Below are 13,264 nucleotides of genomic sequence, written 5' to 3'. Positions count from 1 at the left end.
GCTCAATACGCGCCCAACAGCCGGCCTCAGTACGCGGAGCTCGGTGCGGGGGCCGAGCGGACAGCCCATCATGCCCCTGCACCGAACATCGTTCCGCTGTCGCGTACCGCCCTATGCCTCGCCCTTTCGACGCATATTCCGCGACGTCCGAACCAGACCGGCCGACCGCCGGTGTCAGTCGCCGTCGCCACCGATGACGCCGCCCGGGATCGTCTTCGGGATCTCGCCGAGCAACTCGTCGGTGTTCTCCTGCGTTACAAGGTATTCCGGCAGTTTGTGCTCTTCGTCGTCCTTGCCGCCGCCGCGTGCACCGGGCGCGCCCATACCCGGCATACCGGCCATGCCGCGCGTGTTGCCGTTGCTGGCCGCCGCCAAACCGCCCACCGGGCTTTGGGTGCCCGGTGTCGTCGGCACACCCTGGATGCTGCGGCCCATGCCGGGTGGTGTGGGGACGCCCGGGGTGCCGGGTCCCGGGCCGCCGGGCGATCCGGGGCCGGAGGGGAGGCCGCTTGGCACCGTGCGGTTCGGGTCGGTCGGGTTGAGACCGGCCGGGGTTGTCGACGTCGGAGTTTGGGTGGTGGGCGTCGTTGTCGTGCTCGTCGAGTTCGTCGAGGTGTCGTCGGTGGTGGTGTCCTCGGGGGTTTCCTCTTCCGTCGGCTCCTCGACCGGGGTGTCGGGCACGCCGTCGCCGTCGGTGTCGCCCGGTACGCCGGAACCTGGCCCCGGTCCGGGGCCGCCCGGGCCGGGGCCGGGCCCGTTGAGGTAGCCGCCGGGTGGTGGGGGCGAAATGTCCAGCGAGGAAGTCGGGGTGATCGGTGTAGGCAGCACCGGGATCTTGCCGTCCGCCTCACTGAATGGAGTCACATAGTGCGTGCCCATCACCGCACGTGCCTCTTGCGCCTGCTGAGACTGCTCCCGTTGCAGATCCCACCGATGCGGAGGCCAAGCCCACGACGTCCACGTCACGATGACCGGGTCGGGTAATGCGTTCTTGGTCTTGACGATCGAGGCAGCGGCGTCACGCACTCGGCTGTACATTTCCGCGATAGCCGGTGTCAGCTTCTCCGCGTCCTTTGCATAACCGTCGATGCGCAGCTTGGCTTGCTCTGCTGCTGGCCCCGACCATGCCTGAGAGATCGAATTCTGGATCGAGCGAGCAAAGGTCTGCAACCCCTGATCCCAGAGTTGGTGTACCTGCCAGTACTTCTGCGCTTGGTTCACTGCCTCGGTGGTGTCCAGAGGTTCGAAAGCATTGTTGATATCCGGATGCTCCCATCGGTCCGGATGCTCTCCACCGATTGGGATACGCGTCCCCTCGTAGCCGCTCATTTGCCGGTCCCATCCGGCAGCAAGTAGGGGCCAGCGGGCAACTGAACCGGGGGACGTTCCGGCAAGGTCTCGTTCAAGCGAGTGAACTCAGCGGCAAAATCGCTGTCGGCCTGCATCATTCGTTCACGTGCGATGCGATGCGTCTCCTGAATGTCTTCGACGATGCGGAAGTGATGGTTCATTATCTCGTAGACGGCGTTACCGTCCTCGGCGCCGCGAGCCTTCTTCTTGAATCGATCGACAAGTGTTTGCGCGGAGACCATCTCGTCGTTCTTCTCCCCCAGGCCCCAGCCATCCTGCCGTGAGACTTGGTCCATGATCGTCTGGATCTGCCGGATGCAGTCCTTGAAATATTCGCAGTCACGATCGATATAGATGAACTCTTCGGGCTTCATCTCGACGGACACAGAGCCGTCGCGTACCGCGCTCAGCAAGTTCGCCATAGGACGTGGCGTCTGATCGTCACTCATACAACTCCCTCCCCAGTGAGCGAATAGATGCTGCCATTGTCATGCGCCCGCGGGAATGGCCGGCACAATCTTCTGAGCCAACGCACGAGTCAGCTCACAGGTGTCAAGGTGCGCTGTTGTGGCGGTAGACGGGTTCGTCAGGCTGATCTCGAGACTGCCTCCCTGCATCTCCGTGTTCAGGGTGCACGTCGTTTCCGGGCGGTCCTCGATCTGACGAGTCGATATCGCTCTACGCCCGTCGAGGGTGAACTCCTGGGTATCTCGAAACTTCCTGTCACGCACCATCTCGAGCGTGATGTTCGTAGTTTGGATGGTAGCGCCATAGCCACCCCCCGACTGCACCCACTGACAGCCGCGCCACTTTATTCCACCGGACGCATTCGAGTCGGCGGGAATCTTCATACGCAGCTTCTCCGAGTCCAGCACGCTCTGCGGAATATCCTCACACGGCTTGAACCCGGACGGCACATCCGCCGCTACTCCCGTCCCAACATTGGTCGCAGTAGCACTCCCAGACGGATTCGCATCCCCGCCCACCGACGACCCACACCCCACCAGCACGAACGCGGCCCCGAGGGCGAGAACCCCCACCCGCCACGCATTCGACTTGCTCGTCATCGGCACCTTCACCGCCGGACCCTCGGCGTCACGGGGTGGACCGGCTTCTCCGCCCCCAGCCAACTGCGGCTGAGACTACCATCGGCGCGCGAACACTCGCGAGATGCGGATTTCACCGGGCCGCGCCCGCCGAAGGAGAACTGACAACGGCGCCCTCACCCGAATCCGGAGAAGGGCGCCGTCGCGAAACCCCTTGCGAATCCTCAGAACTGATCCTGCTCGTAGTCCGAGCTGAGCAGTTCGTCGGTGTGTGTCGCGCCGATGACGTCCGGCGTCGACTCACCGAGTGGTCCGGTGAGATCGTCGTTGCCGGTGCGGCTCTGGTACGGCTGCACATTGCGCGAGTGCTCGTCGTCGTCGGACTGGCGGGCGCCCGCAGCACCCGGCGCGCCGCCCATGAACGAGCTGCCGGTGCCCGCGGGCGTCGTCGCCGCGCCGAGACCGGTCGGCAGCGTCGCGCCGGGCATGCCGATCGGGCGAACGGCGGGGACCGCCCCGCCGGGCAGACCCGGGGTGCTCGGCAGTCCGGAGTAGCCCGGTCCGGGGCCGCCGGGACCGGGACCGGGACCGCCCGGTCGACCCAGCGGGCCGAGTAGACCGCTCGGCGAGCCGGGCGTACCCGCGGTGCCGGTGCTGTTCAGCGAGGACGGGATCGTCGAGGTCGACGTGTTGAGACCACTGCTCGGGCTGGCGCTCGCCGCTTGCGTCGCGGCATCCTGCGCCTGCGCCAGCAGCGGCTCGCCGATGTTCTGGGCTGCCGCCTGCGCCACCTCCTGCGCCGAGGGCAACCCGCTCTGCCCGAGCAGCTGCGAGACGACGCCGTTCAGCTCGGCGGTCTTGCCCGCCAGATCGCCGCGGGTCATGTTCACCACCGAGACGGCCTGCCCGAGATGTTCTGTCGCGCTGGCGATCAGCGCGGCCTGGCCGGGCGGGGTCAGGATGACCGGCGCCATCGCGGTCGCCTGCGTGGCGAAAGACCCTGCGATGCCCAGTAATTGGGCATTGCCCTGCTGCACCACGGCCGCGGCGCGCTGGGTGAGTTCGGAGATGTCGAAGCCGCGCTGGCTGGTCTCCTGCCCCTGCTGGTTGGCTTCCTGCCCGGCGATCTGCGCCTGGCGCGAGGCCTGCCCCTCCCAAACCTGCTCGACGGTGGCCAGACTGCCCTTGCCGATCTGCATCGCCGTCTCGATGATCTTCGAGGACTGGCTCAGAATCGCGGTCGGGTCGAGCGCGCCGAGCACGCCGGTGCCGAAGCTGCCGAGCAGATCAAGGATCGGCTTGAACAGCAGGTCGACGCCCGGCAGCGCCGGAATCTGCAGGCCGTTCATCAGCGCGCCGATCGGATCGGCGGGCAACTCGGGCAGGGTGGGCAACTGCGGGGTCGCGGCCGCAGCGGGCGTCGCCGCGCCCGACGGGTCGCCGCCCAACGCGCCGCCGAGCAATCCGCCCGTCTGACCGATGAGGTTGTTCGCCGCGTCCTGCACCTGTGTGGCGGCGTGGCTGATCGCGGTGTTCGCACCGGCGAGCAGATTCTCCACGTCCGTGGGCATGCCACCGAGGATGTCCTGGGCCTCCGGCGCGGGCGCGCCACCGAGGCCGGGCAGTCCGGCGGGCAGCGCGCCGTGCGTGGGCGCGTCCTCGCTCACCTTCTGCGACAGCACGAATTCCGGCGCCTCGATGGGCGGAATGTCCTCCGGCAGCTGCGGCAGCGGCAGATCGAGAAGGGCTTGATCGGTGGGAATCGCCACGGCGGCCGCCTGATTCGCGCCCGCGGCGGCGTGGTCGAGCGAGTCGAGAGCGGGCTCGGACGGGGCGATCAGGCCCGTGGGCGAGGGATCGAGCGGCTTCATGCTCCGCCCCCGATCTCGCCGGCCTGAACATTGAGCGCACCGGCGTTGCCAGTATCGGTGCCCTCGTAGAGCGAGGCGGCGTTGAACGCCTTGAACGACAGGTCGGCGTACTTGGCCGACAAGTCGTTGATGTCTTTGGCCTGCAGCACCTGCGCGGCCGCGAAGCTCAGCAGGTAGTCGGCGCCGATCAGCCCGAACACCGGCGTGAGCGCGGCCACCTGAGCCGCTCCGTCGAAACTTGCCGAGGAAACCTGCGCGGCGATCCCGGCGTTCTCCGTGGCGAATGCCCGGACCGCTTCGGTCTCCACCGAGAGATCACTCATCGAGTTGCCCCCCAATTCGTCGTGAACATCTGTGTCGTGCACATAGCGTTGTCGAACGTCTCCCTGTCCGAAACGACTGTGCCCCCGGACAGCTCGGCCGTCCGAACGGCGAAGCCGCTGCGGTTGGGCTCAATATAGCCGACGTCACCGGCAACTTTCGAGACCGTGGCGGGGGCGAAGAGGGACGAGGCGCGGCGCGCCGGACAGAACTGCAACGTGTTGCAAATTAGAACAAGTTCTATATTGTATCGGCCATGAAGGTCGCAGTGACCGGCGCCGCCGGCTACCTTGGCACGAATCTGCTCCGCCTGCTCGTCGATATGGGACACGAGGTCACCGCCATCGACCGGGTGACCCCGGAGCAGTCGGTGCATCCGAACCTCACCTGGGTCTCGGGGAACGTGCTCGACCCCGCGTCGATGCGGGAGGCGCTGGCGGGCGCGGAGCTGGTGTACCACCTGGTCGCCGTGATCACCCTGGCCGAGAAGAACGATCTGGCCTGGAAGGTCAACACCGAGGGTGTGCGGGTGGTGGCCGAGGCCGCCCTCGAGGTCGGCGCGCGCCGGATGGTGCACGCCAGCTCCATCCACGCCTTCGACCAGTACAGCTGCGGCGGCCGCATCGATGAGAGCTCCGTGCGCTCCACCGACCAGGCGCTCCCGGTCTACGACCGCTCCAAGTGGGCGGGCGAGGTCGAGCTGCGCAAGGTCGTCGACAAGGGCCTCGATGCCGTCCTGTGCAACCCGACGGGCGTGTTCGGGCCCGTCGACCACAGCACTCCTCTCTCCCGCATCAACCGCACGCTGCGCGACGCGGCCCAGGGCCGGGTGCCCGCGATGATCGGCGGCGGCTTCGACCTGGTCGACGTGCGCGATGTGGCGCACGGCCTGATCCTGGCCGGCGAGAAGGGCCGGACCGGCGAGAACTACCTGCTCGGCGGCTCGATGATCTCGATGCTCGACCTGTGCCGGATGGCCGCGACCCACGGCGGCAAGAAGGGACCGAAGTTCACCATCCCGCCCAAGCTGGTCGGCGGACTGATCCCGGTGCTCGAGCCGATCGGCAAGATGCTGGGAACCGACATTCTGTCGAGGGCCGCGCTCGGCGCGCTGGTCTCGGCGCCGATGGTGGACCACGGCAAGGCCGAACGCGAACTGAGCTACCGGCCGCGCCCGATCGACGACACCGTGCGCGACCTGGTCACCTTCTTCGCGGACACGACCGCGTTCGACGCGACCGAGACGCGCCACATCGCTTGACACGCCCTAGAACACATGTTCGACTGAATGTGTGCGGTGGCAGAACCAGACCCTGGACGCCGACGACGGCGCACTGCCCGGCCTGAGCCGGGCGGGGTTCGTTCGCACCGTACAAACACCGGAATTCGAGGGCATCACGTTCCACGAAGTGCTCTGCAAGAGCGCGCTGAACAAGATGCCCGAGAATTCGAATCTGCCCTTCCAGTGGACGATCAACCCGATGCGCGGGTGCTCGCACGCCTGCCGCTACTGCTTCGCCCGCCCCACCCACGAATATCTGGACCTCGACGCGGGCCGGGACTTCGACGCGCAGATCGTGGTGAAGACCAACATCGCCGCGGTGCTGCGCAAGGAGCTCGGCCGCAAATCCTGGCACCGGGACCCGGTGGCGCTCGGCACCAACACCGATCCGTACCAGCGCGCCGAGGGCCGATATCGGTTGATGCCCGGCATCATTCGCGCGCTGACCGATTCCGGCACGCCGTTCTCCATCCTCACCAAGGGCACCTTGCTGCGCAGGGACCTCCCGCTGCTGACGCTGGCCGCCCGCGAGGTGCCGGTGAGCCTGGCCGTCTCCATCGCCATCCTCGACCAGGAACTGCACCGCGGCCTGGAATCCGGGACGCCGTCGCCGCGCGCCAGGCTCGACATGGTCCGCGCGCTGACCGACGCGGGCTTCGCGGTGCACGTGATGGTGGCGCCGGTCATCCCCTACCTCACCGACGGTCGCGCGCATCTCGACGAGCTGTTCGGCGCGATCGCGGCGGCGGGCGCGTCCTCGGCCGTCGCCTTCCCGATGCATCTGCGCGGCAGCACCCGCGGCTGGTTCCTCGGCTGGCTGGCCGAGGCGCATCCAGCCTTGCTGCGCAAATACCGACAGCTGTACGGCCGCGGCGCCTACGTCACGCCGGAGTACGCGGCCTGGCTCCGCGAGCGCGTGACGCCGCTGCTCGAGCGACACGGTCTGACCAGGGACGGCGACACCATGGCCACGAGAGTGCCCGCCGCGGACCCGCCGCGCGCCTCCGACACCCAGCTGGCGCTGTTCGCCTGACCGCGACCCGCCCGACCTCGGGAAATCAATCCGCGGCGGACTCCGCGCTTCAGCGGCGATACCCGCCTCCGGCGGAGTAGGTTGGCCATGGCACCTCTCACTCGACGAGGAAGTGAAGCAGGCATATGGTTTCGCACCAAAACGATGTCGGCACAGCCAAACTGGAAAAGGTCGTCATTCGGTTCGCCGGGGACTCCGGCGACGGAATGCAGCTGACCGGCGACCGCTTCACCCACGAAGCGGCCGCGTTCGGCAACGACCTGGCCACCCAGCCGAACTTTCCCGCCGAGATCCGCGCGCCGCAGGGCACGCTACCCGGCGTCTCGTCCTTCCAGATCCAGATCGCCGACTACGACATCCTCACCGCGGGCGACCAGCCCGACGTGCTGGTGGCGATGAATCCGGCGGCGCTCAAGGCGAATCTCGAGGACCTGCCGCGCGGGGCCACCGTTATCGTCAACACCGACGAGTTCACCAAGCGCGCCCTCGCCAAGGTCGGCTACGCCGCCGACCCGCTCGAGGACGGCTCGCTCACCGACTTCGTGGTGCACCGAGTGCCGATGACCTCGCTGACGCTCGCCGCCACCGAACCCGCCGAGGTCGGCAAGAAGGACGGCCAGCGCGCGAAGAACATGTTCGCGCTCGGCCTGCTCTCCTGGATGTACGGCAGGCCGATCGGCGGCACCGAACGCTTCCTGCGCGAGAAGTTCGCCGGCAAGCCGGACATCGCCGAGGCCAATGTGCTCGCCTTCCGCGCGGGCTGGAACTACGGCGAGACCACCGAAGCCTTCGCCACGACCTACGAGATCGCGCCCGCCACACTCGCGCCGGGCACCTACCGCCAGATCACCGGCAACACCGCGCTGGCCTACGGGCTGGTCACGGCGGGACAGCTGGCCGGGCTGCCGGTCTTCCTCGGCACCTATCCGATCACGCCGGCCTCCGACATCCTGCACGAGCTGAGCAAGCACAAGCACTTCGGCGTTACCACCTTCCAGGCCGAGGACGAGATCGCGGGCATCGGCGCGGCCCTCGGGGCCGCGCTCGGCGGCGCGCTCGGTGTCACCAGCACCTCCGGGCCCGGTCTCGCGTTGAAGAGCGAGACGATCGGTTTGGCGGTGATGACCGAGCTGCCGCTGGTGATCGTCGACGTGCAGCGCGGCGGACCCTCCACCGGTCTGCCCACCAAGACCGAGCAGGCGGACCTGTTGCAGGCGCTGCACGGCCGCAACGGCGAGTCCCCGGTGGCGGTGCTCGCGCCGCGCTCCCCCGCCGACTGCTTCGCCACCGCCGTGGAAGCGGCCAGGATCGCGCTCACCTATCGCACGCCGGTGCTGCTGCTCTCCGACGGCGCCATCGCCAACGGCTCGGAGCCGTGGGCGATTCCGAACGTCGCGGAGCTGGCGCCCATCGATCCCGGCTTCGAACCGGACGCCGACGACGAGGCCGGATTCCAGCCTTACGCGCGCGATCCGGAAACCCTGGCCCGCCCGTTGGCCGTGCCCGGCACAAAGGGCCGCGCGCATCGCATCGGCGGACTGGAGAAGGCCGACGGCAGCGGCAACATCTCCTACGATCCGGCCAATCACGAGCTGATGGTCCGGCTGCGGCAGGCCAAGATCGACGGCATCGCCGTCCCCCGACTGGAGGTCGACGACCCCGACGGGCGCGCCGAACTGCTGCTGATCGGCTGGGGCAGTTCCTACGGCCCGATCGGCGAGGCCTGCCGCCGCGCCCGCCGCCGCGGCGTACCGGTCGCCCAGGCGCACCTGCGGCATCTGAATCCCTTGCCGCCCAACCTCGGTGCGGTGCTGCGCCGCTATCGGACGGTGGTCGCGCCGGAGATGAACGGCGGCCAGCTGGCCATGCTGCTGCGCGCCAAGTACCTGGTGGACGTGCGACCGTGGACGAAGATCGCGGGCACCGCCTTCTCGGCGCAGGAACTCGTCGGCGTCATCGACGCAGCGCTGGACGGCTCCCTCGAGGACATGGAACAGGACAAGGCGTTCGCCGCCCGCGCGCGGGCCACCTATCGGACACAGGACACACGGCGCGCGGCCACCGCCGAGCGGATCGGGGGCAACTGATGACCATCGTCGAAACCTCGCTCATCGGAACCGATCTCGGTCTCTCCGGAGTCTCCGGAGTGCCCGGCGCGGACGGCCCTCAGAAGGTCAAGGACTTCACCTCCGACCAGGAGGTGCGCTGGTGCCCCGGGTGCGGCGACTACGTCATCCTGGCGACCGTGCGCGGGTTCCTCGCCGAGCTCGGATTGCGCAGGGAGAACTTGATGTTCGTGTCGGGGATCGGCTGCTCGAGCCGCTTCCCGTACTACCTCGAGGCCTACGGCATCCACTCCATCCACGGCCGCGCGCCCGCCATCGCCACCGGCCTTGCCGTGACGCGCCCGGATCTCTCGGTCTGGGTCGTCACCGGCGACGGTGACGCGCTGTCCATCGGCGGCAACCACCTGATCCACGCCTTGCGCCGCAACGTGAACATGACGATCCTGCTGTTCAACAACCGCATCTACGGCCTGACCAAGGGCCAGTACTCGCCGACCTCGGAGCAGGGCAAGATCACCAAGTCCACGCCGATGGGCTCGGTCGACCACCCCTTCAACACCCTCTCGCTCGCGCTGGGAGCCGAGGCCACCTTCGCCGCCCGCGCCATCGACTCCGACCGCGCAGGCCTCACCGAGGTGCTGCGCGCCGCCGCCGAACACCGCGGCACGTCCTTCGTCGAGATCCTGCAGGACTGCCCCATCTTCAACGACGGCTCCTTCGACGTCCTGCGCCGCGGCGACGCCGAATCGCGACTGATCCCGCTGCACCACGGACAACCGCTGCGCTTCGGCGCGGAGGGCGAATTCGCCGTCGTGCGAAGCGGTTTCGGTCTGCGCGTGGCTCGCACGGCGGACGTCGACGAGGCCGACATCGTCGTGCACGACGCCTACACCGACGACCCGGAATACGCCTACGCCCTCTCCCGCCTGTCCGATCAGGACCTGGGTCACGTGGTCACCGGCATCTTCCGCAGCGTCACCCGCCCCACCTACGACGACGCCGTGCGCGCGCAGAACACCGCCGCCGCCGACCGCAACCCCCTCACCCCCGACTCGCTGCAAACCCTGCTCACCGGTCCCGAAACCTGGACCGTCGCCTGACCCTCGCGGCGCCTCCCCACGCTTCGCATCGGCTGACGCCTGCGAAGCGTGCGATGGCCGTGCCAGGTGTCCCCGCGACCGCCGCGCCCTACGATGGATTTGTGCGGATCGCGGTCGGACTCTCCACCGCGCCCGACGCCAAGGACGCCGGCGCGGAGGCGGCCATGCGTGCGCGCGACCGGCTCGCGGGTGCGTCGCCCTCCCTCGCTGTGCTCCTCGCATCGCGAGCACACATAGACGCGGCTGCTGCCGTGCTCGACGGCGTCCATCACGCGGTCCGCGTACCCGCGCTCGTCGGATGCGTGGCGCACGCGGTCGTGGCCGGGCGGCGCGAGCTCGAGGACGAACCCGCGGTGGCGGTGTGGCTGGCGGCCGGTGCGGCCGCCGAGACGTTCGAACTGGACTTCGTCCCCACGGCCTCGGGCGGGCTGCTCGCCGGCTACCGCTTCGACCGCGCCGCGCACGATTTCCACCTGTTGCTGCCCGACCCCTTCACCTTCCCGGCCGAAGCGCTGCTCGAGCACATGAACGCCGATATGCCCGGCACCATCGTGATGGGCGGGCTGGTGAGCGGCGGCCCGCGTCCGGGCGGGAGCAGGCTGTTCCGCGACCACGAGGTGGTGTCCTCGGGCGCGGTCGGCGTGCGGCTTCCCGGACTGTCCGGTGTGCCGGTCGTGTCGCAGGGCTGCCGCCCGATCGGACAGCCGTACATCGTCACCGATGCGCAGGGCGCGGTGATCAACGAACTCGGCGGCCGATCGCCGATCTGGCGGTTGCGCGAGATCGTCGACGCGCTGCCGCCCGATCAGCAGGAACTGGTGGCGCGTGGCGTGCAGATCGGCATCGTGGTCGACGAGCATTTGGCCATCCCGGGGCAGGGCGATTTCCTGATTCGCGGGCTGCTCGGCGCGGACCCGGCGAGCGGCGCGATCGAAATCGGCGAGGAAGTCGAGATCGGCACCACCGTGCAATTCCAGGTCCGCGATGCGGTCGTCGCCGACCGGGACTTGCGCGCCGCACTCGTGCAGGCCCGCGCGGCGCTCCCCGGCCGCCCCGCCGGCGCCCTGCTGTTCACCTGCAACGGACGCGGCAGGCGAATGTTCGGGGTCGCGGATCACGACGCCACCGCCATCGAGGACGTGCTCGGCGACATTCCGCTCGCGGGCTTCTTCGCCGCGGGCGAGATCGGCCCGGTCGCGGGTCGCAACGCGTTGCACGGGTTCACCGCATCGATGGCGCTGTTCGGCGAGTGAGCGTCTCCCCGCAGCGGCTACCGACGACCTGGACATCGGCTGGCCTCGCGACGCGCCTCGCAGAGGTACATACCGCGAGGCGAGTCAGCGAGCCCCTGTAGTCGACCCGCTCAGCCGCGCTTGGCGAAGCCGAGGTCGACGACGGCGTCGCGTTCCTGTTCCAGTTCGGCGACCGTGGCGGTCAGGCGGGCACGAGAGAAGTCGTCGAGCGAGAGGTCGGGGACGATGGTGTAGCCGCCATCGGCGCAGGTGACCGGGAACGAGCTGATGAGCCCCTCGGGGACGCCGTAGGAACCGTCGGACGGGACGGCCATGGAGGTCCAGTCGCCTTCTGGGGTGCCGAGGACCCAGTCGTGGATGTGGTCGATGGCGGCGCTGGCCGCGCTGGCGGCCGAGGACGCGCCGCGGGCCTGGATGATGGCGGTGCCGCGCTGCTGCACGGTGGGAACGAAGTCGTCGCGCAGCCAGGCTTCGTCTACCAGTTCGAGGGCGGGACGGCCCGCGATGGTGGCGTGGCCGACGTCGGGGTACTGGGTGGCGGAGTGGTTGCCCCAGATCGTCACGCGGGCGATGTCGGCGGCGGGCGCGCCGGTCTTCTTGGCCAGCTGGGCGATGGCGCGGTTGTGGTCGAGACGGGTCATCGCGCTGAAACGCTCGGCGGGCACGTCCGGGGCGTTGCTCATGGCGATGAACGCGTTGGTGTTGGCCGGATTGCCGACCACGAGCACCTTCACGTCGTCGGCGGCGCTGGCGTTGATGGCTTGGCCCTGCTCGGTGAAGATCGGGCCGTTGGCGGCGAGCAGATCGGAACGCTCCATGCCCGCCGTGCGCGGGCGCGCGCCGACCAGCAGCGCGACGTTGGCGCCCGCGAAACCGACCCACGGGTCGTCGCTGATGTCGATGGAGTCCAGCAGCGGGAACGCGCCGTCCTCGAGCTCCATCGCCACGCCCTCCAGGGAGGCGACCGCGGCCGGGATCTCGAGTAGCCGCAGCCGCACGGGCGTATCCGGTCCGAGCATCGCGCCGGAGGCGATACGGAACAGCAGGCCGTAGGCGATCTGCCCGGCTCCACCGGTCACGGCAACGGTCACGGGCGTGTTCCGAGCGGCGGTGCTCACACGAACTCCTTGCGTTGGACGGATACTCAGGCCCAACCGTACTCGGCCTCACGTCCGCCGAAACCCGCCCGTGAGCAACGCCTCACGCCGTAGAAGGGGGCGTTTTCGTGGGGCATATGCGGCCGGGATCAGCCGAGTTCGGCGACCTCCCGGTCGGTCAGCACCACGGGCGACACGTAGTCCTTCGCGCGGGCCAATTGCACGGCCCGATACAGGGGGCGTTCCTCCAGGCGGGCGTCGCGCGCTTCGGCGCGCAACTGGTGCACGAGCAGCGCCGAGACCGCGACCGCCGCGGCCAGGTGGCTGGCCGCGAGGGCATCGGCGAGCTTGCGCAGCCCGAGCAGGTGCAGCTCCCGTCCGCTGCCCGCGTCGGTGTACATGGCGAGCGGGACGAGCTGGACGTCCGGGCCCGCGGTGACGCGCAGCACGATGCGGCTCAGCCGCGCGGGAAAGACCAGGAGCTCGACGCCGGTGGCCGCCGCGACCTCGACCCGCCGTTCGCCGAACACCCGGCGGGCGTGGATGGTGGTACCCGTCACCCACATCCGGCGGCGCCGCAGCGCCAAGGCGTAGCCCACGGTGGGCAGGCCGACGACCAGACCGATGGCGACCGCGATCGGCCACTCGACCACGGTCGCCGCGAGCAGCGCCGCGCCGATCCCGACGCCGGCCGCCGCCAGCGCCAGCCTGCGCAGCATCGGCTCGTACATCTCGGGGGCGACGAGATCGAGTCCGACCGGCGTAACCGATTCCGGCTGACCAGGATTCGCGTCCACTCTCCACCTCTCCGCAAGGTCACCGCACCGGCGGTGCGCAGACACGGT

At 69.0% G+C, this 13,264-nt stretch carries 12 protein-coding genes; 5 read left to right on the top strand and 7 right to left on the bottom strand.

The genetic code is table 11. The features are described from left to right. Nucleotides 1-174 precede the first annotated feature (174 nt). The 5 genes from FB390_RS17210 to FB390_RS17190 all read right to left on the bottom strand — a co-directional run bounded on the left by FB390_RS17210 (nt 175) and on the right by FB390_RS17190 (nt 4,590). On the bottom strand, nt 175-1,329 hold the full coding sequence (locus tag FB390_RS17210; RefSeq protein WP_141809840.1) for a hypothetical protein: 1,155 nt from the start codon (nt 1,327-1,329) through the stop codon (nt 175-177). Beyond that, nucleotides 1,326-1,799: a hypothetical protein gene (locus FB390_RS17205; protein ID WP_246124069.1), complete on the bottom strand. Its 474-nt coding sequence runs from the start codon at nt 1,797-1,799 to the stop codon at nt 1,326-1,328. Before FB390_RS17205 ends, FB390_RS17210 begins: the two co-directional genes overlap by 4 nt. 39 nt (nt 1,800-1,838) lie before the next feature. Beyond that, nucleotides 1,839-2,429 carry a DUF3558 domain-containing protein gene (locus tag FB390_RS17200; RefSeq protein ID WP_246124068.1) on the bottom strand — a complete coding sequence of 197 codons (591 nt, stop codon included), beginning with the start codon at nt 2,427-2,429 and terminating at the stop codon, nt 1,839-1,841. Between the two features lie 191 nt (nt 2,430-2,620). Then, nucleotides 2,621-4,267, bottom strand: coding sequence for a hypothetical protein (locus tag FB390_RS17195; RefSeq protein ID WP_141809839.1), 1,647 nt, complete (start codon nt 4,265-4,267; stop codon nt 2,621-2,623). Then, nucleotides 4,264-4,590 (bottom strand): type VII secretion target, encoded by a 327-nt coding sequence (locus FB390_RS17190; RefSeq protein WP_141809838.1) that lies wholly within the window; start codon nt 4,588-4,590, stop codon nt 4,264-4,266. The genes FB390_RS17195 and FB390_RS17190 overlap by 4 nt, the downstream gene beginning before the upstream one ends. A 254-nt stretch (nt 4,591-4,844) precedes the next feature. Between FB390_RS17190 and FB390_RS17185 the strand changes: the two genes are divergently transcribed. The 5 genes from FB390_RS17185 (at nt 4,845) to FB390_RS17165 (ending at nt 11,322) form a co-directional block, all read left to right on the top strand. Beyond that, nucleotides 4,845-5,849 (top strand): NAD-dependent epimerase/dehydratase family protein, encoded by a 1,005-nt coding sequence (locus tag FB390_RS17185; protein WP_141809837.1) that lies wholly within the window; start codon nt 4,845-4,847, stop codon nt 5,847-5,849. A 31-nt stretch (nt 5,850-5,880) separates the two neighbouring features. Continuing rightward, nucleotides 5,881-6,903, top strand: a complete 1,023-nt coding sequence (locus FB390_RS17180) for an Rv2578c family radical SAM protein (RefSeq protein ID WP_141809836.1) — start codon at nt 5,881-5,883, stop codon at nt 6,901-6,903. Nucleotides 6,904-7,028: 125 nt separating this feature from the next. After that, entirely contained in the window at nt 7,029-8,990 is a 1,962-nt protein-coding gene (locus tag FB390_RS17175) for a 2-oxoacid:acceptor oxidoreductase subunit alpha (protein ID WP_141809835.1), read from the top strand. After that, nucleotides 8,990-10,069 (top strand): 2-oxoacid:ferredoxin oxidoreductase subunit beta, encoded by a 1,080-nt coding sequence (locus FB390_RS17170; protein WP_141809834.1) that lies wholly within the window; start codon nt 8,990-8,992, stop codon nt 10,067-10,069. The genes FB390_RS17175 and FB390_RS17170 overlap by 1 nt, the downstream gene beginning before the upstream one ends. A 101-nt stretch (nt 10,070-10,170) precedes the next feature. Next, nucleotides 10,171-11,322 carry an FIST signal transduction protein gene (locus FB390_RS17165; RefSeq protein ID WP_141809833.1) on the top strand — a complete coding sequence of 384 codons (1,152 nt, stop codon included), beginning with the start codon at nt 10,171-10,173 and terminating at the stop codon, nt 11,320-11,322. Between the two features lie 110 nt (nt 11,323-11,432). Here FB390_RS17165 and FB390_RS17160 read toward each other — a convergent pair whose 3' ends face one another. Next, on the bottom strand, nt 11,433-12,440 hold the full coding sequence (locus tag FB390_RS17160) for a malate dehydrogenase (protein ID WP_141809832.1): 1,008 nt from the start codon (nt 12,438-12,440) through the stop codon (nt 11,433-11,435). Between the two features lie 128 nt (nt 12,441-12,568). After that, nucleotides 12,569-13,150 (bottom strand): hypothetical protein, encoded by a 582-nt coding sequence (locus FB390_RS17155; protein WP_425465909.1) that lies wholly within the window; start codon nt 13,148-13,150, stop codon nt 12,569-12,571. Nucleotides 13,151-13,264 lie beyond the last annotated feature (114 nt).

Origin of the sequence: Nocardia bhagyanarayanae (genome assembly GCF_006716565.1) — a bacterium.
GTDB classification, from domain to species: domain Bacteria; phylum Actinomycetota; class Actinomycetes; order Mycobacteriales; family Mycobacteriaceae; genus Nocardia; species Nocardia bhagyanarayanae.
The sequence above is the reverse complement of the archived record's forward strand: the minus strand, read 5'-3'. Positions and strand labels throughout refer to the sequence as shown.